Origin of the sequence: Lysinibacillus cavernae (genome assembly GCF_009724685.1) — a bacterium.
In the GTDB taxonomy this organism is placed as follows: Bacteria; Bacillota; Bacilli; order Bacillales_A; family Planococcaceae; genus Lysinibacillus; species Lysinibacillus cavernae.
Window position 1 is genome coordinate 78,690 of sequence record NZ_WMEF01000012.1, and the last position, 20,242, is coordinate 98,931.

At 35.9% G+C, this 20,242-nt stretch carries 17 protein-coding genes and 1 riboswitch; of the genes, 4 read left to right on the forward strand and 13 right to left on the reverse strand.

What is annotated here, in order from left to right:
* Positions 1-74: 74 nt before the first annotated feature.
* The gene (locus GJU32_RS19220) at positions 75-1,070 is read left to right on the forward strand and encodes a M23 family metallopeptidase (RefSeq protein ID WP_155593536.1); all 996 of its coding nucleotides are present in this window, start codon (positions 75-77) and stop codon (positions 1,068-1,070) included.
* Between the two features lie 265 nt (positions 1,071-1,335).
* The gene (locus tag GJU32_RS19225; RefSeq protein ID WP_155593537.1) at positions 1,336-3,030 is read left to right on the forward strand and encodes a methyl-accepting chemotaxis protein; all 1,695 of its coding nucleotides are present in this window, start codon (positions 1,336-1,338) and stop codon (positions 3,028-3,030) included.
* 66 nt (positions 3,031-3,096) lie between these two features.
* On the opposite strand, the gene GJU32_RS19230 is transcribed toward GJU32_RS19225, so the two are convergent.
* The 6 genes from GJU32_RS19230 to GJU32_RS19255 all read right to left on the reverse strand — a co-directional run bounded on the left by GJU32_RS19230 (position 3,097) and on the right by GJU32_RS19255 (position 9,182).
* Complete coding sequence (locus GJU32_RS19230) at positions 3,097-3,771, reverse strand: hypothetical protein (RefSeq protein WP_155593538.1); 675 nt, start codon at positions 3,769-3,771, stop codon at positions 3,097-3,099.
* Positions 3,772-3,927: 156 nt separating this feature from the next.
* On the reverse strand, positions 3,928-5,418 hold the full coding sequence (locus GJU32_RS19235; protein WP_155593539.1) for a sodium:solute symporter family protein: 1,491 nt from the start codon (positions 5,416-5,418) through the stop codon (positions 3,928-3,930).
* A gap of 22 nt (positions 5,419-5,440) precedes the next feature.
* Positions 5,441-6,193 (reverse strand): SDR family NAD(P)-dependent oxidoreductase, encoded by a 753-nt coding sequence (locus GJU32_RS19240; RefSeq protein WP_155593581.1) that lies wholly within the window; start codon positions 6,191-6,193, stop codon positions 5,441-5,443.
* Positions 6,183-7,934: a methyl-accepting chemotaxis protein gene (locus GJU32_RS19245; protein WP_155593540.1), complete on the reverse strand. Its 1,752-nt coding sequence runs from the start codon at positions 7,932-7,934 to the stop codon at positions 6,183-6,185. Before GJU32_RS19245 ends, GJU32_RS19240 begins: the two co-directional genes overlap by 11 nt.
* Before the next feature lie 104 nt (positions 7,935-8,038).
* Positions 8,039-8,124, reverse strand: a riboswitch (cyclic di-GMP riboswitch).
* A 221-nt stretch (positions 8,125-8,345) separates the two neighbouring features.
* Positions 8,346-8,540: a hypothetical protein gene (locus tag GJU32_RS19250; RefSeq protein WP_155593541.1), complete on the reverse strand. Its 195-nt coding sequence runs from the start codon at positions 8,538-8,540 to the stop codon at positions 8,346-8,348.
* Positions 8,541-8,687: 147 nt separating this feature from the next.
* Positions 8,688-9,182 carry a YehS family protein gene (locus GJU32_RS19255; RefSeq protein ID WP_155593542.1) on the reverse strand — a complete coding sequence of 165 codons (495 nt, stop codon included), beginning with the start codon at positions 9,180-9,182 and terminating at the stop codon, positions 8,688-8,690.
* 187 nt (positions 9,183-9,369) lie between these two features.
* Here GJU32_RS19255 and GJU32_RS19260 point away from each other — a divergent pair, with 187 nt between their 5' ends.
* Positions 9,370-9,573 carry an alpha/beta-type small acid-soluble spore protein gene (locus tag GJU32_RS19260; RefSeq protein WP_004225662.1) on the forward strand — a complete coding sequence of 68 codons (204 nt, stop codon included), beginning with the start codon at positions 9,370-9,372 and terminating at the stop codon, positions 9,571-9,573.
* Between the two features lie 70 nt (positions 9,574-9,643).
* Here the strand turns inward: GJU32_RS19260 and GJU32_RS19265 are convergent, their stop codons facing one another.
* The 6 genes from GJU32_RS19265 to GJU32_RS19290 form a co-directional block, all read right to left on the reverse strand.
* Positions 9,644-10,840, reverse strand: coding sequence for an MFS transporter (locus GJU32_RS19265; RefSeq protein ID WP_155593543.1), 1,197 nt, complete (start codon positions 10,838-10,840; stop codon positions 9,644-9,646).
* Positions 10,841-11,150: 310 nt separating this feature from the next.
* Positions 11,151-12,512, reverse strand: a complete 1,362-nt coding sequence (locus GJU32_RS19270; RefSeq protein ID WP_155593544.1) for a trypsin-like peptidase domain-containing protein — start codon at positions 12,510-12,512, stop codon at positions 11,151-11,153.
* A 500-nt stretch (positions 12,513-13,012) separates the two neighbouring features.
* Complete coding sequence (gene glpK, locus GJU32_RS19275; protein ID WP_155593545.1) at positions 13,013-14,509, reverse strand: glycerol kinase GlpK; 1,497 nt, start codon at positions 14,507-14,509, stop codon at positions 13,013-13,015.
* 19 nt (positions 14,510-14,528) lie between these two features.
* Complete coding sequence (locus GJU32_RS19280; protein ID WP_155593546.1) at positions 14,529-15,332, reverse strand: MIP/aquaporin family protein; 804 nt, start codon at positions 15,330-15,332, stop codon at positions 14,529-14,531.
* Between the two features lie 162 nt (positions 15,333-15,494).
* Positions 15,495-16,052 (reverse strand): glycerol-3-phosphate responsive antiterminator, encoded by a 558-nt coding sequence (locus tag GJU32_RS19285; RefSeq protein WP_054611963.1) that lies wholly within the window; start codon positions 16,050-16,052, stop codon positions 15,495-15,497.
* A 71-nt stretch (positions 16,053-16,123) separates the two neighbouring features.
* Entirely contained in the window at positions 16,124-17,767 is a 1,644-nt protein-coding gene (locus GJU32_RS19290) for a glycerol-3-phosphate dehydrogenase/oxidase (RefSeq protein WP_155593547.1), read from the reverse strand.
* A gap of 337 nt (positions 17,768-18,104) precedes the next feature.
* Here GJU32_RS19290 and GJU32_RS19295 point away from each other — a divergent pair, with 337 nt between their 5' ends.
* Positions 18,105-18,284 (forward strand): hypothetical protein, encoded by a 180-nt coding sequence (locus GJU32_RS19295; RefSeq protein WP_155593548.1) that lies wholly within the window; start codon positions 18,105-18,107, stop codon positions 18,282-18,284.
* 398 nt (positions 18,285-18,682) lie between these two features.
* On the opposite strand, the gene GJU32_RS19300 is transcribed toward GJU32_RS19295, so the two are convergent.
* Positions 18,683-20,068 (reverse strand): hypothetical protein, encoded by a 1,386-nt coding sequence (locus tag GJU32_RS19300; protein ID WP_155593549.1) that lies wholly within the window; start codon positions 20,066-20,068, stop codon positions 18,683-18,685.
* Between the last annotated feature and the right edge of the window lie 174 nt (positions 20,069-20,242).

A 20,242-nucleotide genomic window follows, 5' to 3' on the forward strand; every position in this document is an offset into this window, starting at 1 on the left:
GTTATGATCGATAAAAGCTTACTGAATGAAGATAAAAATTTCGGTTATTCTAACGTTAGAAAGGAGGTCCATCATTGTATCGCCATTTTAAAATTTTTTTATCATTCTTACTTTTAGGGATTATGCTGTACCCTACTGCCTCTTTTGCAAAGGAGGCACTGACACAAGAAGAAATTTTACAGCAGCGTATGTCCTATTATGTACAATTTGATGAATTACTCATTCCTTGGCATTTTTTAGCTGCTATCGATCAGTATGAAAGAAATCTACAATCCGTTCGTAAAGATATCCCGAAACGAGAAGGCTATTTGGCTATACAATTTTCTGATGAGTATTGGTCAGGAGCATTAAATCCTGTAAAGGAAGATACTTCGCCTGAGACAATTAGCTATTTCGGAGGAATGGGTCTTGATGGTAATCATGATGGAATCGCTAGCCCTAAGGATGATGAGGATGTCATCTTTTCAATGGCTAGTTATTTAGGCAAATTTGGAACCACTGATGAGGATTTCAAATTAGCTTTATGGGAATATTACGGAAGCGAAGAAGCTGTCAATCAAATTAATACCATTTCAACACTTTATAGACATTTTAAAACCATTGAACTCGACGCACATACCTTCCCTCTCAACATTCGTTCGAATTACAGTTATAAAGGCACTTGGGGTGCCAATAGAGGCTGGGGAGGACGGAGAATACATGAGGGAACTGATATTTTTGCAAGCTATGGAACCCCTGTGCTATCTTCCTCATATGGTATTGTTGAGATAAAAGGTTGGAATCAATTTGGTGGCTGGCGTATTGGTATTCGTGACAATCATAACTCCTATCACTATTATGCCCACCTTGGTAGCTATCATAAGGACATTGAAGTAGGTACAATTGTTGAGCCTGGTAAAGTTCTTGGCTATGTAGGGAGTTCGGGATACGGAAAAGAAGGGACATCAGGAAAATTCCCTCCACATCTTCATTATGGTATTTACAAATTTAACGGGAGAACCGAATGGGCTTTTGATCCATACCCTTCCTTACTACAGTGGGAACGGCAAGCAAAAAATCAAAAACAGTAACGGGTTTCTTTCATACATGGCACTTGAAGCATTTTGCTACAGGTGCTTTTTTCTTATATATAGGGAATTTAACTTAAATACATTAATCAGTTGTCAGACTTCTATATATATTTAACTATTTGCATATGAAAATAAATTATACTGTTGTACTAAAAAACTATTTTTAATTATTTCTACCGAAAGTCTTATTAATCTCCCTAAATAGTTATAAAATAATAATTGGTATTGATTAAAACTCTCGATGAGTAAGTAAAGGGATGGGAAAATGAAAGGAATTTTTCAGTTTAAAACACTTAAAGCTCGAATTTTAAGTGCATTTATTCTTTTGTTAGTTTTAGTAATTAGCTTCACAACTTACACCTATAATTCCAATACTAATATGGAAAGACAGGCAAAAGGTTTAGTAATGGAAGATTTAGTTGTTTTAAATGCAAGTAAAAATTTAGCACTATCTATGAGTGTCCGTCAGTCCTCTGCTTTAAACTATGTGATGACTGGTGATGAAAAATACAAGGAAACGTTTAATGAGTATCGCAAAATGGCTGAGGAAAACAATGCTATTCTAGACAAATATGAAAAATCTGATGAACGCAGCCAACTAGTAGAATTAGCGAGTGATTGGAGTAATCTTGTCAACACTGAGGTATTTGATATCTATCAAAAGGGCAAGAAAGAAGTAGCTTTAGAAAATTTAATGGATACACACGATCTCGCAACAAAAGTGCGCAATGGGTATGAAAAGCTTGCGTATGATCGTGCTGAAGCGATTACAGTTGTTGGTAATGATGTTGTAACAACCAGTTCAAACAATCGAACAATCGGAATTGTTGTTAGTTCAATCTTAACTATAGCTGGTATTCTAATTGCTATTATCACAGCTAGTACCATCTCTAAACCAGTTACTGTAGTAGCAAATCGCATGAAAGAATTAGCGGATGGTAATTTCCAATTGGACCCATTACCGGTGAAAACGCGAGATGAAATTGGCACGTTAATGACATCTGCCAACGATATGAATGTTCAATTAAAACAAACAATTCGCTCTATATACACTGTTTCTGAAACTGTAGCGGCGAGTAGTGAGGAGCTCGCTCAATCATCCAATGAAGTACAAGCAGGTACTGAGCAAATTACAGTAACCATGCAAGAGCTTGCTTCGGGCACAGAAACACAAGCATCAACAACAGGTGATTTAGCAGAAACAATGACAGCATTCAAGCGTAGTATTCATGAAACTACACAGGAAGGTACTGAGTTAAAGGAACATTCTAGTCATGTTCAAAATTTAACGGTTTCTGGAAAAAATTTAATGGTACAATCTACAAAACAAATGGCCGCAATTAATGGGATTGTGTTAGATTCTGTGAAAAAGGTTGAAAGTTTGAATGAGCAATCTGCTGAAATATCCAAGCTTGTTTCAGTTATAGACGATATTTCAAACCAAACAAATTTACTCGCACTAAATGCAGCGATTGAAGCAGCACGAGCAGGTGAGCATGGCAAAGGCTTCGCGGTTGTGGCAGATGAGGTACGTAAGCTTGCTGAGCAAGTCCAATTCTCTGTCACAGATATTTCAACTATCGTTCATCGCATTCAAGGTGAGACGAGCAATGTTACTTCTGCGTTACAAATGGGCTATGAGGAAGTAAAAAGAGGCACAACGCAGCTCGATCAAACGAATGAAACGTTTGAACAAATTTCTAATGCGGTAGAGGATATGATTGATAATATTACGACCATTTCAACTAATTTAAATCATCTTGCTCAAAATTCCGAAACAATTAACGCCTCTATTGATGACATGGCCTCTATTTCACAGGAATCGGCCGCTGGTGTTGAGCAAACAACAGCAACTGTAGAGGAAACTGCCGCTACTATGGATGAAATTGCCAGAAGCGCAAATCAGCTTGCTGGAATGGCTGAGGAGCTAAATAGCCAACTACAGCAATTTAAAATTTAATCGAACGTCACACAACAAAAGCTATCTAGAAATTTTCTATTTCAAGATAGCTTTTTTTCTTCATATTTATTGCCAATGTCTTATAGGGACTCTTTCCAATTCATGGCGTTTAATAATAACACTTATCTTTTGAAACCATTTTTCACATAACTCCGCTGCTTCCTTGTAATCGTCTTCCTCTCTCGAAATTGGCTTTTCACCATTATCCATAAAAATATAGTCTAGAATGGGGTCTGATAAATGATCTACTACTAGCTTTAACGAAAGCTGTGAGATTTTATCTTCCTCAGAATCAACTTCCTCTAATTCTTCCTCCTCACCAAGTAATGAGCCACTCATGAGGTGGTTCTTTGTTTTAACCATAAACACTTCGTCTTCCATGATAGCTACTTCATATATTTTGTTAAATGGAATTTCCGTTATTTTCAGCTCTTCGTCTAACGCCTCTCTTAGAGCAACAATAAGCATACTTGTTTGTTCATTTAACAATAAAGCATTTAGAGCATCACTTGATAATGTAATTTGCGTATGAGGAATAGCCTTTATCTCCTCCTCACTTGCTTCCTTCATTTCTGCCAAAGTTTGCACAGCAATATAACGCTCTTTAATATAACGAATACTGCCTATACCTACTAAAGCTAGTCCAATTAAAAAAAATAGCTGCTTAATGATGGCTAATTCAATTGCATTTGCTAGAAAAAGATAGATGATCCCTAATAAAATGAAGAAAATAATTTTCATTCAGATCCCGCCTTTATCAAGATAATCGCTAGAAAAATAGTTTGATGTACTAGCAATTTATTCTAGACTCTATCTTTTCATTCTTATTTATCCTATATACCGCTCAATAAAAAAACACGAGTCCATTGAAAATGCAATGAACTCGTATTCTAAGTATTAGCGACCCATTAATTCTTCCCTACTGCTAACGTCATCTAATGTTTTATCTTTTTCTATTTTGTGCATTTCAAGGACATGCTGTGATGGTGGTACAAGTAAACTTACTAAGACAATTGTAATACCTGTTATAACAACACCTGAAAATACAGGTGCCTGCCATAATTCATTTAATAGTCCTAAAAATCCTTCTGATTGTATTGTCAGACTAGGTACAAATGTCAATGACGTAACAATGTAATAGATTAACCCAACAGAAATACTTGCCCAAACCGCTGGCGTACTCACACGTTTCCAAAATGGTCCTAATACGATTGGCCAGAAAATTGTAACGAAAATAATATCCCATGCTAAATAAGCTAAATCAATAACTTTTTGGAAGCTTATCGCAAGCACTAAACCTAATAATGCACTAGATAAAATAACAGATCGTGAAATTCTTAATAGCTTTTTAGGATCAGGATTACGATTAATAAAGTCTAAATAAATATTCTTTGTGACAATACCCGAAGTCGCTACATAACATGCAGCTACAGTAGACATTCCCATCGCCGCCATTGCTGTTAAAAAAATAGCTGCTAATAATGGAGGGAAATATCCTTGTGCAAAGGTAAGCATCAATGTTTCTGGGTTGGTGCTATTAGGATAAATGGATTTAAAGGCTTCACCTAACATGCCAGGAATCCAGCTAATAGCAATGACAATACTTCCAGCAATAATCATACTACGTTGAGCCACTCTTGGGCTTTTCGCAGCTGCAACCCTTTGTCCTAAGTCAACTGCTGGAATATCCCCAAGTGCTAATACAAGATACAGTGTCCAAAACTCCGCTCCGGCCTTTTCAAACAATGTATTGATATTCCACCATTCCGGGTTAAAGGTAACGTCTGGATAGTAAAATAAAATAAAAATAGTAATACCTACTATGCCTGCTACTGCAAGCGCACCCTGTACTATTTCTGTATAAGCTACTGCCCACAGCCCACCAATGACAGAATAAATAGCAGTTAAGGATACAAATAGCAGTGCTGCAGGAATAAAATCAATTTGTAACAATTGCTGAATAATATATGTACCACCAACTGTTAATGCTGCTGCATTAAAGACACCGAAGGCAATCACCATCACCACACCTGTATAGGCACCTAACTTTTTACTACCATAGCGTAAACCATAGTAATCTGCTAATGTCCAGCCCTTTAAACGTCGTAATGGCTTTGTCCAAATGAGTGCTCCAAGAATCATACAGGTCCCTAAACCACCCATTGTTGCCGTTCCTTCAAAGCCACCACTCGTATAACCTGAGCCTACTGCTGCAAAAAAGAATGGAGCAGCTAATAAGGCCGCCACCAAACTTCCTGTAACAACAGATAGAGGCATACTCCAGCCTGCAACAATTAAATCCTCAGCTGTGTTAACACGCTTATATCCTTTATAACCAATATAATAAATAAATAGTAAGTATAAGCAGAAAATAATAATATTTAACATTCTTGTACTCCTTAGTTTTCCATTATCCGTTCATCACGACTCCACCATTAGGCGTTAAAACTTGACCTGTATAAAAGTCCGCATGATTAGAGGCTAAAAATAACACACTTTTCGCAATCTCTTCTGGTTGCGCTAAACGTTTTAATGGATATTTCGCAGATTCTTCCTCTACATAGTTGTCACCAAACTCTTTTAAAATGTCTGTGAATGTGCCACTAGGAGCTACTGCATTGACGAGTATAGAAGGTGCTAACTCTCTCGCTAAAGCCTTTGTAAAAGCATTAATAGCACCCTTCGCCGCTGAGTAATGGGTAAATTCTTCACATCCTAAACTACCAATATCAGATGAGATATTAATAATCTTTCCTGTATGACGTTCTTTCATTCTTCTAGCTGCCTCACGACAATTATAGAAACAACCATATAAATGAACTTTAATCATTCTATCCCACTGTTCATCCGTTAAATCGGTAATGCTAGAAGCCTGTGCAAAACCAGCATTATTTACAAGAATATCAATTCCCCCTAACTGCTTGTCCATAAATTGATACATCTCTTGTACTTCATGAGAATTAGAAACATCAGCATGGTATGTTAAAGCTTTCACTCCAAACTTCTCAGCTTCCACACGAACTGCTTCTGCCTCTTGTTCATCGCCAATATAGTTAATTAAAATATTGGCTCCATGTTGGGCAAAGCCTAATGCAATGGCTTTACCGATTCCTTTACTAGAGCCCGTAATTAAAACATTTTTATCTTTAAAATTAATGTCCATCATGATCATTCTCCAATTTGAATTTTGCAACAAGCCCTTGTAGCTCTTCTGCTGTTTTTCCAAGTGACGAAGAGGCATCCTTCACATCCTGCATTGTCAATAATTGCTCTTGTGTAGATTTCGATACATTGGTAGAGAATTCAGCTGATTGCTCTGCAGATTGTTTAATATTATTAACAGATGCAGCTACTTCCTCTGAGGATGCAGAGATTTGTTGAGAAGCTGCTGAAATTTCACGTATTTGACTAGCTACTTCTTCTGACGAAGTAAGAATTTCTTTAAAGATTTCTCCTACTTCATTTGTAAATGCCATACCTACTTTAACATCCTCTTTGCCCTTCTCCATGACAGTTATAGAGGCGTTGGAATCAGACTGAATAGAACTAATTAAATTGTAAATTTCTGTTGCTGACTGAGAAGACTGTTCTGCTAAACGTCTCACTTCATCAGCTACAACTGCAAAGCCTTTGCCATGTTCACCTGCTCGCGCAGCTTCGATTGCTGCATTCAATGCTAAGAGATTTGTTTGATCGGCAATAGCAGTAATCAAGCTAACAATTTCACTAATTTTTTTCGTATTCACATGCAAGCCATTTATTGTTGTACCGATTTGTTCAACAGAATTATTAATTAACTCCATTTGCGCAATAACTTGCTGTACAACTTGATTGCCTCGTTCAGAAGCTAGCGATGCCGAAATAGAAGATTCCGCAGCAGTGTTTGCAGAGTCAGCAATTTGTTGAATACCTGTTGCTGTCTCCTCCATAGCAGCTGCTGTTTCCTCTGTCATAGTCATTGAAGTCTCAGCATTTTGTGTAATTTGTGTCATATCTTTTGCAATATTCGTTGAGCTGTTATATGTCTCACCAGCATTCACAGTTAATTGAGTTGCTGCCGAAGAAACATGGTCTGATGTATTTCTTATGTTTAAAATAATATGTTGTAAATAAGCAACCATCGCTTGAATAGAGGCAGATAATTTGCCGATTTCATCCTTTGAAATTTCTAAATCAACATTCACTAACTCACCATTAGCTACTTGGTTGGCAACATTCACCACTTTTTTAAGTGGTTTTAATAAACGATCGATAATTATGTAAACTAAAACTAATAAAATTAAAATTCCGATAATAGCAATGACAATTTGTTTAATCACACTTGTTTTAATAATCGTATTGATATAATCGGCGGAGTAATCAATCCCTAAAAGGGCAATCAATTGTCCGTTATCATCTTTAATCGGGCTAAAAACGGTTCTCCAAGAGCCAAAAGGATCCTCGAAAATATCTGTTACTTCAGTACTATTATTTTGAATAGCCAATTTTGCTGTTTCTACATGTTCATCCGCTAAATCCGTAAAAATGTCACCAGCTTCATATACCTCATTTAGATTAGAGGTATAGCCGATTGGATTGACGCCACCTTCGTCCTGCATATCCCAAATATAACTCCAACTCATAATACCTTGCTGTTCTTGAATCATATCGAGTTGTTTTTGGATCTTAGTAAACTCCGCGTTTGTTTCCCCTTTTTTGGACAATAAATCTTTTACTTCATCACTGTCCAAATTCATAGCTGTTAATAAACCAACACTTTTTAACTCTTGCTCTAAATCAGTAGTCATTCGATTATTTAATTCGCTAATACTTTGGGTAGTGATAATAGAAATAAGCAGTAAAACAACAATAGAAACTGTCAATAAAAGCTTGTTTTTTAATGATGTGTTTTTCAACAACTTCATAACCCCATTTCCTCCTTAGATTTTTTTGCAAAAAAATAACCTATTTCAAAAGAAATAGGCATAAAAGAACTTAAACTAGAAATTAGTGGATAAAACTAGCACTCTTTTGCAACCCAGCCATCTTAGCAACCATTGCCTTAGACCTGTAGCTTTGCGTCTTTACTTTTCAGTAAATTTGCCTATCTTTTCCTTTCTTAAATTAACACAGTAGGTAAAAGTAGTCAATGACACCCATCTAAAATATACATAGTTTATACTATTTTACCCATCATTAACAATTGCTTGTTTGCTTAAAAATACATCATTCTGAAATTTTCATTCACTACTTTTATTGAACAAATAAAAACAGCTACAACATTGTTTAACGTTGTAGCTGCCTATTTTCCACTTACCCCTAAGTGTTTGATTACATTATACGTTCTGTGTGACAAGTAAAACGGATGGTATAAAGGATAGAGCAAACATAGCGATATACCATACTGAAGTACGACGTAATGAAAAACGAACTTTTTTTCGTTCTGCATAAAAAATATCTAACATAACAGCAACAATAAAAGGCATTGTAACGCATGCAATAGCTACTAATAAGATGTCAAAATAAATCATACAAGCACCCCTTTATTTGTGAACATTTTTCATCTTTTTTGTGAACATTTTGTGATAATTTTATTGTACACAATTTCGTCACAAATTGTCAACGAATTTTAAAGAAAAAAATGGTACTTTATGATTTAAATTGGCAAGATCAGTGGGTTACTCTCTATATTTATATGTTAACCCTCTTAAAAAATTTCGTACAAATGAATCGCCGCATTCTTTATAATTACGATGACTTGGATTTCTTAAAATAGCACCTAATTCACCTTTTGTAACCTTGATGCCACCATCAAATAAAATTTCAAGCATATCCTCAGCTGTTAAAGCTAGGGCAATCTTTACTTTCTTTAATAGCATATTATTTGGACTTTCTTTGCCAGACACAGGTAGCGGTCCCTCTGTCTGTCCTTCTTTTGGTTTTTGAGGCCCACGTTTAAAGGTAATTAGACCATTTAAAAAAGCTTCTAGCATTTTGTTATTACACTTGATGTATTCTTCTGGCGCTTCTTCCTCATCATTAATCTTAATAAGCATATTTAATATTTCTTCTTTTGTATATTCCATGCCGCCTAGCTTAAATATCTCTACCATATCTATATTTTTTATATCTAGTGCATAGCGTAAACGAATTAAGAGATCATTATTCGTCATTGTGTTGTTCCTCCTTTTATTCAACCTTAAATAGCAAAGAGCCAGGCTTAATTATAACAGAGAGTTTGCTTATTATTGCTAGCTTTCCACAAGTTGTTGTTGTTAGCAATTAGCGTGTGCGTTTCCTTCTTTTTAAATGTATGAAAAGTTTATTAGCAACCATTCTAAACGCAAGGAGGTGAGAACAATGGCTAACAATAATCGCAGTTCAAATAAACTTCTAGTACCTGGTGTACATGAAGCTGTCAATCAAATGAAATATGAAATTGCTCAAGAGTTTGGGGTTCAGTTAGGGCCAGAGGCATCTTCTCGCGCAAATGGTTCGGTTGGAGGAGAAATTACAAAACGCCTAGTAGAAATTGCTGAGAAACGTTCAAAAGGGTTATTATAATTAAAAACTAACAAGAAAAGAACGAATCCCATTTGATGAAGTGGAATTCGTTCTTTCGTGATTTCTATTATTATGCCGTTTGCAAATCCTTATTTGCTTCCTTAAGTGTCAACATAATGATAAAGGAAATGCAATACAGTGCTGCTAAGTAAATCATTACGACTGTCATATCATAGCTTTGTAAAATATAGCCGACAAAGATTGGTGAAAATCCACCGATTGCTCGACCAAAGTTAAAAATGGTGTTTGTTGCTGTACTGCGAATTTGTACTGGATAGAAGCTACTAATTAATGCACCGTACCCTGCAAACATTCCGTTAGAGAAGAATCCTACAATGGCACCGCCAATTAAAATGGATGCTGGACCAGTTGCAAAGGAATAAAGGAACACTGCACAAGCAGATGCCAATAAAAAGATGCCAAATGCTCGCTTTGCACCAAAACGATCCATAAATCTGCCGAACGTCAGCATCCCAATAATCATGCCGACTGCGGTACTAATTGTCCACAATGCTGAGCTAGAGACAGATAAACCTTGCGATTTCTGTAACATAGATGGTAGCCAAATCATCAAACCATTGTAGCCTGCGATTTGAACAGTAGCCATTAAGATAAGGGAAAGGGTCGTCATCGTGATACGTGGTGAAGCAAATAATTGTGCCAATTTCCCTTTGTCTTGTTTTTTATTTTGATTGTTTTGCGATGCTAACCACTCTGGTGATTCTTCAAGATTTTTACGTACGATGAAGGCAAAAATTACTGGTAATAATCCAACAAAGAATAGTGCTCTCCATCCTAAAGTTGGTAAAATGATGGCACTTAATAAAGCTGCTAAAATTACCCCATATTGTGCCCCTACACTGACATAAGAAGAAGCTCTTCCTTGCTTATTCTTTGGCCAAGCCTCCGCCACAAGCGCCATACCAATACCATATTCCCCACCAGCACCTAAACCAGCGATAAATCTATAGACATAAACTTGTTCAATACTTGTTGCTACCCCTGTTAAGGCTGTACCGATGGCAAACAATATAACGGTATACGTAAACACTTTTACCCGACCATATTTGTCTGCTAATACACCAAAAATAATACCACCCAGTAGCATCCCAATATTTGTGATGGATGAAATCAATCCACCCGTTGCAAGATCAATGTTAAATTCTGCAATAATCATTGTCATAGCAAAAGAAATAAACATAATGTCCATTCCTTCTAGCGTTAACCCAGCCACTGAAGCGACTACGGTTTTTTTACGATAATCCATTCTTTCTAACCTCCAGTTTTAGTTGTCTTTCTCTTTTAGTGTTCGAGTGAATGGATTAAAGCTGTCTTGTCCATTCTCTTTTGAAGCCTCACAGGACTCCCTTTAAAAGAGGGGGATGGAACAAATAATAAAAGCCCTTTCGTCACAGAGGACAAAAGGGCATGTCAAAGCAAAGATATTAGCTTTAAAATATCATGTAGCCCTTTTCAGCCTCTCTGGACCGTATTAAAGGAATTATTATTTCGTTCGTTTATACCGTTCTACATTCTATAAGATTACAAATGAAAAAGCAATGGTTGAATAGTGGAAATTAACTTGGACATTCAATAAAGTTGTGAGCAAATTGATAAATGACATGAGCAGGAACTGCCAAGTTTAGATTTTGGCCATCATCAAAGCCTGCTGTAATCAAACCTACCAATCTCCCATGCATATCCAATAAAGCACCCCCTGAACTACCGTTTGAAATAGCAGCAGTAAATTGAATCATAGACATTTTCCGAATATCCCTAAATCCTGAAACAATGCCATCAGAAACAGAATTAAATAACCCTAAAGGACTGCCAATCGCAACAATTTTTTGCCCACGCACTAATTGACCATCAATTTTAACAGGTAAAGGTTGGCTTGTTCTATCCACTTTCAAAATAGCCAAATCATGTAGATCATGATATTTCACAAATTGGTGGGTCATATACTCATTCGTGTCATTTTCATATAGCACAGAATAATATTTTCCACCACCCACAACATGTAGATTCGTTAAAATATAACCATCACGATGTAGAACGACACCAGAGCCAAAACATAAGACTTTGTCATCTGCCCCAAATGTTTTAATCATTACAACAGATGTCGCTAAAGAAGCTAACTGCTCATAACTACACGCTTCTGTAGAAACCATGCTAGAACTACGGGCTGGGACAATCGTCGGTTGTTGTGGTGGTATGCTTTTCATCGAGAGCATTTTAGGGATTATGAATTCTTTTTCATAGCAATCAGGACAACTATGCAAAGTAGATGATGCTGCTATGATCGGATACAAATTAGTGATATCCCCTTTAGGGTTCATGTAGCATATATCGCAGCCAAGTGTCGATAAGAAATATAAGAATAATGATTCATGCTGCGTAATGTCACCTATAAAAACAATTTTAGAGGATGTTTGATTTTCCTTAGAAAAGATTTGTGGTAAATAATAATCCATCCAATATAAAAATTTAACTGCAAAGTTTTTTAGTAAAGTGTCATTAGCATGCGGCTGGTGTTCTTTAAAAAGTTGGAGAATTTTTTTAAAGCTAAGCTTTTTTGTCCATTCAAGTTGATGATTCGCTAATTTACTGCATAAAGATGTCTCATACAGTAACTGCATACTATCAGCAGCAACCTGCCAATCTCCCCAAAGCTCCGACAGTCTATCTGCATCTTTCTTATTATTGATGACCTCAAGCCTATGTAGTCGTAAATAAAATACGCTTTGATTTAAGAAATACTCATCCATTTTTAAAATATCTTCTTTATAAAGATCTACAGAATCAGGTATACCAATATACCGTAGAAAGACTACTTCCTTCGTAAGGGCATTATTGTTAGGACTGATCTGCATAAACTCCTGAAAAGGATTAGCTAGCTTTTTATACTTAATTTTTAACGGTCTCGTTGTCACAACCATCTTCATACAACTCCTATAAGCACGTCATTACGTATAATGGTACTTATATACAATTCTCTGACATCTCTCTAAATCCTCTATTCCTGGCAAACAAAAAAGCCCAACTCTATAAAGAATTGGACGCTTGCTTCATCTTTCTCAAATACAAAGAAATACTTATTAGAAAAATGACTAATAGTAGGGCTTGTATAAATAAAAAGCTGCGCATAAAAACAAGAACCTCCCCACCAGCTTCTGTAGCCAGAGCACCAATAGCTAATGCAAATGACAAAACAGACTGCTTGAAAAGTCAAACCAGCTAGACGATGAGCTGCTTGAAAAAGAAATCATGCCATAAGCAAATGAAAAGGAATTAGCATTGAAAGACCTCGCTCAAATAATCGAAAAATTAAGGACTCATTGGACAAGCTATCTGGAGACAACATAAAAAATAGAGAAATCCGAGTTCGGATTTCTCATTCATTGAATCTAGTTATGTCCCAGCCTCTCAAATGATTCGCTTACTTAAATACTTGCGCTGCAGCAACAGCCTTTTTCCATCCTGCATAAATTTTGTCACGATGGTCATTAACCATATTTGGTGTAAATTGACGATCTACATTCCAATACTTGCTGATTTCCTCTGTCGAATGCCAATAGCCAACTGCTAAGCCCGCTAAATACGCTGCACCTAAAGCTGTTGTTTCATTAATAATTGGGCGATCAACAGGAACATCCAATAAATCTGCCTGGAATTGCATTAAGAAATCATTAGCCACAGCTCCGCCATCTACACGTAATTTTGCTAGCGGAATATTAGCATCTGCCTCCATCGCTGCTAATACATCCTTTGTTTGATAGGCTAACGATTCTAGTGTAGCACGTATAAAATGCTCCTTCGCTGTTCCGCGTGTTAAGCCAAAGATAGCTCCACGCACATCGGAATCCCAGTACGGTGTTCCTAAACCAACAAATGCTGGGACAACATAAACACCATCTGTTGACTCTACACGCTTTGCATATTGCTCTGATTCACTCGCATTGCGGAACATACGCAAACCATCACGTAGCCATTGAATCGCTGAACCTGCAACAAAAATACTACCTTCTAAAGCATACGTTACTTTGCCATCCAAGCCCCAAGCTAATGTTGTCAATAATCCATTATTTGACTTTACTGCCTTTTCGCCAGTGTTCATTAACATAAAGCAGCCCGTGCCGTATGTGTTCTTGACCATGCCTTCCTCAAAACATGCCTGACCAAATAATGCTGCTTGTTGGTCACCAGCAGCACCCGCAATTGGGACCGCAGAGCCAAAGAATAATGCTTCCTCTGTGTAGCCATAAATTTCAGAAGAAGGTCGTACTTCTGGTAGCATACATGCAGGAACAGTTAAAATTTCTAATAGTTCTTCATCCCACTTTAAGTCATGGATATTATACATCAATGTACGAGAAGCATTTGAATAGTCTGTTACATGTACTTTCCCACCGGATAGCTTCCAAATTAGCCAAGTATCGATTGTACCGAAAAGCAACTCTCCTTCCTCAGCTTTTTCACGTGCTCCCTCAACATGATCTAAAATCCACTTCACTTTTGTACCAGAGAAGTAAGCGTCGATTAATAAACCTGTTTTATCACGGAATACATCATTGTAACCGCTTTCCTTTAATTGCTCACAAATTTCATTCGTTTGACGTGATTGCCAGACAATTGCGTTATAAACAGGCTTGCCAGTATTTTTATCCCACACAACTGTTGTTTCACGTTGGTTTGTAATCCCAATCCCTGCAATTTGACTTGAATTCACACCTTTTTCTGATAACACTGTTGCAATACAAGATAGAATAGATGACCAAATTTCCTCTGCATGATGTTCTACCCAGCCTGCTTGTGGAAAATGTTGTTGGAATTCTTGTTGTGCTGTGTGTACGATTTTACCCGTTTCATCAAAAAGAATAGCTCTTGAACTCGTTGTGCCTTGGTCTAACGCTAAAATATATTTTTTTTCTGACATAGAAATCCCTCCAAATAAATTAGTCTTCTACTTGAACATTCTTAAGCGTTAATTGTGCTCCTATGAAAATAGCAACAACAATTACTGCAACAATCCAAAATGCTATACTATTTTTCCCTTCAAATATTTGTTGGAAAAACAATGCACCAAATGTACCCCCAATAATTGGACCTACAACCGGTATCCATGCATAGCCCCAACCAGAACTACCTTTACCTGCAATCGGTAAAATAAAATGTGCAATACGTGGACCTAAATCACGAGCTGGATTTATTGCATAACCTGTTGGGCCCCCTAAAGCCATCCCAATTACAATAATTAACATACCAACTAAAAATGGATTTAAACCATCTGTAATCGTATTTGTACCTAACGCTAAAATCCCTAAAACTAAAATAAATGTTCCTATCATTTCTGATAATAGATTTGATAAAGGATGCTTAATAGCCGGCATTGTGGAAAATGGCGCTAATTTTACATCGGCATCTGCTGTTGCTTGCCAATGTGGTAAATACATAAAATAAACAAGCGTAGCCCCTAAAAATGCACCAATCATTTGAGCGGCAATATATGCTGGTACATCTGCCCAAGGAAAATTTCCAATCGTGGCAAGAGCAATTGTTAGTGCTGGATTTAGGTGAGCACCACTGATTCCACCTACTGCATAAGCCGCCATTGCAACAGCAAGCCCCCATGCAAAGGTAATGACGATCCATCCACCACCAAAGCCTTTTGATTTGTTTAGCACGGCACCTGCTACTACGCCGCCACCAAATAAAATAAGAATCATTGTGCCGACCAGCTCAGCTGTAAACGTAGACATAGTTTAGTCCCCCTTTGTGATAATAGCCCATAGAAAACAAAAAGGAACCCACATCCAATCAAACTACATTAATACATGTAGTTGAACAAATGTGGGTTCCTTTTCCTAACCACGTGCTTATGAACTTATGTCCATTTTAGAGAAAAAAACATACAGAGTCAACTATTTTTTGAAATTTTCCCATAATTGTCTATTAGATGTTGTGACGGCAATAGCACCTCCAGCTATTGCTTCTTCAATATTGTCTACTGTACGCACTAAGCCACCTGTAATAACAGGGATTTGTGTACGCTCATAGATTTCCTGAATCATCGACGGAATAATGCCTGGTAATAGCTCAATATAATCAGGCTGCGCTGTTTCAATCATCGAATAACTTTTTTCAAGAGCGATTGTATCAATCAAAAAAACACGTTGAATAGCCATAATTCCACGAGCTTTGGCTTTCATTAGCATATTGGAACGCGTTGAAATAATGCCAGCTGGACGAATATCATTACATAAAAAGTCCGCTGCAAAATTATCTGTTTTTAAACCATGAATTAAATCTGCATGAATGATTAATTTTTTTCCATGTCGATGTGCCTCACGCTTTAAAGACATCAATAAGCTAATGTGCACCTCCAATAGCACAATATAATCGAATGGGCTTGCTATTATCTCGTCAAACTGCTTGACGGTACGCGCAGCAGGAATCACCTGTTGATTATCAAAATGCATTCCATTCTCTCCTTCCCTTATAATACAGTGTGAATGCTCACCCTTATATTATGTTGAGAGTAACTACCTCATTATAGCGCAGTTGTCGCACGTTTTATTTCTTTCTTTACATCTTCTTCATATTGTGTACGTTGCTGCGCTGTCCAATTGAGTTGCTTAGCCATCTCATCTAAAATAGCCTCTTCATAGTGTTGAACAGTTGCCATTTGAAAGAACATATATCCTGTTCGGCGAATCATAAAATCATTTGGATGAACGGCCATTTCATGATGAATACTATACATCAATTGTGCATATAGCCATGATGGTAAGATTGGATGTCCTTCCTTTACATAATTAAAAACAATTTCTACGTTGCTACCATAATGCTGCGTTAAAAATTTGGCCTCTTCCTCTGATAAACCTATCTTCTTACCTAATCTTGTATGATCATATAAGAAGGCATAAAATTTATTTGAGCCGCCAATATGGCCACCAGAAATCGGAATATTTTTTGTTGTACATGGAGAAGATGTAATGCCAAACTGTTGCTCTAGCTCTTGTGCAATCGTATTTAATACCGTTTCAGCCATTTTACGATAACCTGTTAATTTCCCACCTGCAATTGTTACAAGTCCCGATGGCGAAATCCACACTTCATCCTTCCGAGAAATTTCAGATGGATTTTTTCCGTCCTCATGAATCAATGGACGAACACCTGCCCAACTTGATTCAATATCCGCATCGCTCACCTTCACATTTGGGAACATATAATGAATAGCGTTCATTATATAATCGCGATCTTCTTGATAAATATCCATATTGCGAACATCGCCCTCATAAAATGTATCTGTTGTACCCACATATGTTTTTCCTTGACGAGGGATGGCAAATACCATGCGACCATCAGGTGTATCAAAATAAACAGCTTGCTTTAATGGGAATTTGGATTCATCAAAAACAATATGCACACCTTTTGATAAAATTAAGTGCTTCCCTGCTTGCTCACCTTCAATTGTGCGCACTTCGTCCACCCATGGACCAGCAGCATTAACCACAGCCTTTGCACGAATATCGATTGTATGATTTGTTAATAAATCCTTTGCAACAATGCCATTTATTTTTTGCTGTTCATTATATAAGAAGTTTTCGGCTTTTATATAATTAAGTAATGTTGCACCTCTTTCAATGGCTGCCTTCGCTACTTCAATTGTTAAACGAGCATCATCGGTACGATATTCTACATACATACCACCGCCAAGTAATCCATTTGTTTTCACTAATGGCTCCTTCTCAATGGTTTGACCTGTATTTAACATATAACGACGCTCGTCACGTTTGACACCTGCTAAAAAATCATAGACACGCAAGCCGAGATTTGTAGAATATTTTCCAAATGTCCCTCCTTTATGAAAAGGTAACAGCATCCAAACAGGTGTAGTCACATGTGGACCATTTTCATAAACAATGGCACGTTCCTTTCCTAACTCTGCTACCTCTTTTATTTCAAATTGCTTTAAATAGCGTAAACCGCCATGTACTAATTTTGTGGAACGGCTAGATGTACCTGCTGCAAAATCCTGCATTTCCACTAATGCTACAGAAAGACCACGTGCAATAGCATCCAGTGCAATACCACACCCTGTAATACCGCCACCAATTACTAATAAATCGTACTCCCTGCCTTGAAGTTCCTCTATTGTTTGTTGTCGTTGTAACGCAGAAGCTGTACTCATACTTTTTTCCTCCCTCATCTTTTTAACGATAAAAAAAGACCATCAAAAGCATATGTACGCTAGGCACATATGTTTTCAATGGTCTCTCAGTTACTCAAACCTACTATTAACTTACTTTGATTGTAATATGCACATTCAAAAAAGGCAAGTTTATGTTTAAGCAGCATCCTGTCATGTGAAGGAATATAGCACTTGCCTAAACAAAGTGGTTTTTTCTAGCAAGTTTTTCAACAAGGTAACAGTCTCTGGCAGATGAATTAAGTCCATTTGAAACTAAATAAAAACTTGAACGTAAATTTACTAAAAGATAACAACTATTAAAAAAGGAATGACATATATGAAGGAATGGTGGCAAAGAAGAAAAAACAAGAAGAACGACAACGGTTATACGTTTTTAGATTTCATTTTTGATGTACTATTTTGGATACCTGAACTCATTCTCCTGCCTTTTAGAGTCCTTTTCTGGTTACTTAGAGGCATAGGTAGATTGATTGGTGGTATAGTTGATTTTGTCTAAATTAAAAATGCAGCTTGCTTATTATGATGATTAAAATTAATAGTAATATGGCTAAAACTCGATACTCACCGTTCAAACTATAAAGCTCCATTTTTCATTTTTATCATGCTAATAACTTTTTATAAATCAGTCACATTTATTAGATCGAAAATCGTTTCTAAATGATAATTGTCTAAAAGAAAACAGATAGCATAGATCTCTCTACACCATCTGCTTTTCTACTCTGCTAACGTTAACCACGCCACCGCTTCACAATGCGTTGAGTGCTGAGCGTAGACAAAAATTATAATTGATGTAGTAAAATTCTCTTCAAATCATAGTTATCATAAATAGTTACAAAGTTAATTATACAATCCACTTTGAATATAAAAATAAGATTACGCTCTTCTATTTGTATATTACCTTTCGAAAAAAGTGACATATTCATAATTCTTTAGATTGATTTCACAACAATCTTTAAACAGCCTTCCTGAATTGCATTTACATAATTTCTCAGTACCTACTAAATTATTATATTCTTTTTCTAAGACTTCTTTATACTTTAATGCCCCTTCTTCAAAAGTTTTCAAATTAATTTCCGGACTTTTAAGGTCTTCCTTAGCCATTAATTTCGAAAATTCAATAACTCCTCTAATATTATTTAAGTTTTGACTATCTTTGATTGAATTATCCCAAATTTTATTAATGTTTACTAAACCAAAATTAATATAATTAAAAGAATAAATCTCTTTTTTATAATTTAGTTTCATTAGATGCTTTAATAAACTTTCCTTAATATTTTGAGGACAATTATTTAAACCTATTACGCCTATTGAAGATTCCCAATCAATAAAGTCTGTTGGATGATATTCTGCAGCTTCAATATCAATAGTATATGGACGGAAATTTTTAAAAAATATTAATGGATTAAAACTATCTGAAAGCGTTATTGAAAGACCTTTGATATTATACTTATCTTTAAAAACACTTTGTATATATCCATTATTTTCTTTAAATACCTCTCCAAAATAAAATACCCTTTTTAATGGTGTTAAAAAACGCGAAATTAATATACCATCTATATTTTCAAAACTGATATCCGATGCAAACGATTTATTAGTTAAGATCCCAGCATGTGGATTGATTAAAGAACTAACTACTTCATTTATAAAATCGTCCCAAACAATAACAAGAATTTTTATATCTCTTGAATAATCAGATGATGTTTTATATTCAGAAAATTTTTCGTCGGCACTTTTAATAAAATCTTTTACTTTATTGTCCTTTGTATAACTTAAAGTTTTATATCTTTTAATAATACTTACTTCTTTTTCAGAAAGTCGTGTTGTAGTCTGCACACCTTGTTGACGATTTTCAAATGTTCTATGATCGGGTGTTTTAACCTCAAATGCATACCAAATATCCTTAATTTTTATCCTATATTCTGGATTTTTACCTTGATTTCTAGCGCTGGGTTCAAGAATCACACTATTTCTATCTACACCTTCTATATTAAGTAAATTAAACAAAACATATACCTCTGCTACTCTTTGAAAAAATTGTTGAGGCTCACTTTTAGGATAGCTTGCAATACTATCAATTGTAATTTGAGCATAATTTTCAACATACGAATCGATAAATTCGAGTACTTCACTAAATTGGGTAATAAAATGCGTATTTCTACCGTTACTAAAAAATGGATGAACATATAAATCAAATTGTAAAATATGTTTATTTTGGTTCGCTTTCAATTCATATGAAGGTATTTTAGTTTGAAAATAATTTAATATTTCTTTTCTATTCATTACCACAATCTCCAATTATATGATTTTTTCAAATAATTATCTCGCGTTATCTCTAATAGTAAACACTTTAATAAAACCTATGTATCCTTTATTTTACTACAAATATTCATTATTCCATAAAAATCTCTCCTACTTATATTTATTTTTCATAGTTACTCACCCTGTTATTATATA

Excerpts from the sequence above, each read along its gene's own strand:
- GJU32_RS19230 (WP_155593538.1), bottom strand. The coding sequence starts at position 3,771 with ATGAAAATTATTTTCTTCATTTTATTAGGGATCATCTATCTTTTTCTA.
- GJU32_RS19255 (WP_155593542.1), bottom strand. The coding sequence starts at position 9,182 with ATGACGAATAATGATCTCTTAATTCGTTTACGCTATGCACTAGATATA.
- GJU32_RS19260 (WP_004225662.1), top strand. The coding sequence starts at position 9,370 with ATGGCTAACAATAATCGCAGTTCAAATAAACTTCTAGTACCTGGTGTA.
- GJU32_RS19250 (WP_155593541.1), bottom strand. The coding sequence starts at position 8,540 with ATGATTTATTTTGACATCTTATTAGTAGCTATTGCATGCGTTACAATG.
- GJU32_RS19225 (WP_155593537.1), top strand. The coding sequence starts at position 1,336 with ATGAAAGGAATTTTTCAGTTTAAAACACTTAAAGCTCGAATTTTAAGT.
- GJU32_RS19285 (WP_054611963.1), bottom strand. The coding sequence starts at position 16,052 with ATGCATTTTGATAATCAACAGGTGATTCCTGCTGCGCGTACCGTCAAG.
- GJU32_RS19280 (WP_155593546.1), bottom strand. The coding sequence starts at position 15,332 with ATGTCTACGTTTACAGCTGAGCTGGTCGGCACAATGATTCTTATTTTA.
- GJU32_RS19290 (WP_155593547.1), bottom strand. The coding sequence starts at position 17,767 with ATGAGTACAGCTTCTGCGTTACAACGACAACAAACAATAGAGGAACTT.
- GJU32_RS19270 (WP_155593544.1), bottom strand. The coding sequence starts at position 12,512 with ATGGTTGTGACAACGAGACCGTTAAAAATTAAGTATAAAAAGCTAGCT.
- GJU32_RS19235 (WP_155593539.1), bottom strand. The coding sequence starts at position 5,418 with ATGTTAAATATTATTATTTTCTGCTTATACTTACTATTTATTTATTAT.
- glpK (WP_155593545.1), bottom strand. The coding sequence starts at position 14,509 with ATGTCAGAAAAAAAATATATTTTAGCGTTAGACCAAGGCACAACGAGT.
- GJU32_RS19300 (WP_155593549.1), bottom strand. The coding sequence starts at position 20,068 with ATGAATAGAAAAGAAATATTAAATTATTTTCAAACTAAAATACCTTCA.
- GJU32_RS19245 (WP_155593540.1), bottom strand. The coding sequence starts at position 7,934 with ATGAAGTTGTTGAAAAACACATCATTAAAAAACAAGCTTTTATTGACA.
- GJU32_RS19265 (WP_155593543.1), bottom strand. The coding sequence starts at position 10,840 with ATGGATTATCGTAAAAAAACCGTAGTCGCTTCAGTGGCTGGGTTAACG.
- GJU32_RS19295 (WP_155593548.1), top strand. The coding sequence starts at position 18,105 with ATGAAGGAATGGTGGCAAAGAAGAAAAAACAAGAAGAACGACAACGGT.
- GJU32_RS19240 (WP_155593581.1), bottom strand. The coding sequence starts at position 6,193 with ATGGACATTAATTTTAAAGATAAAAATGTTTTAATTACGGGCTCTAGT.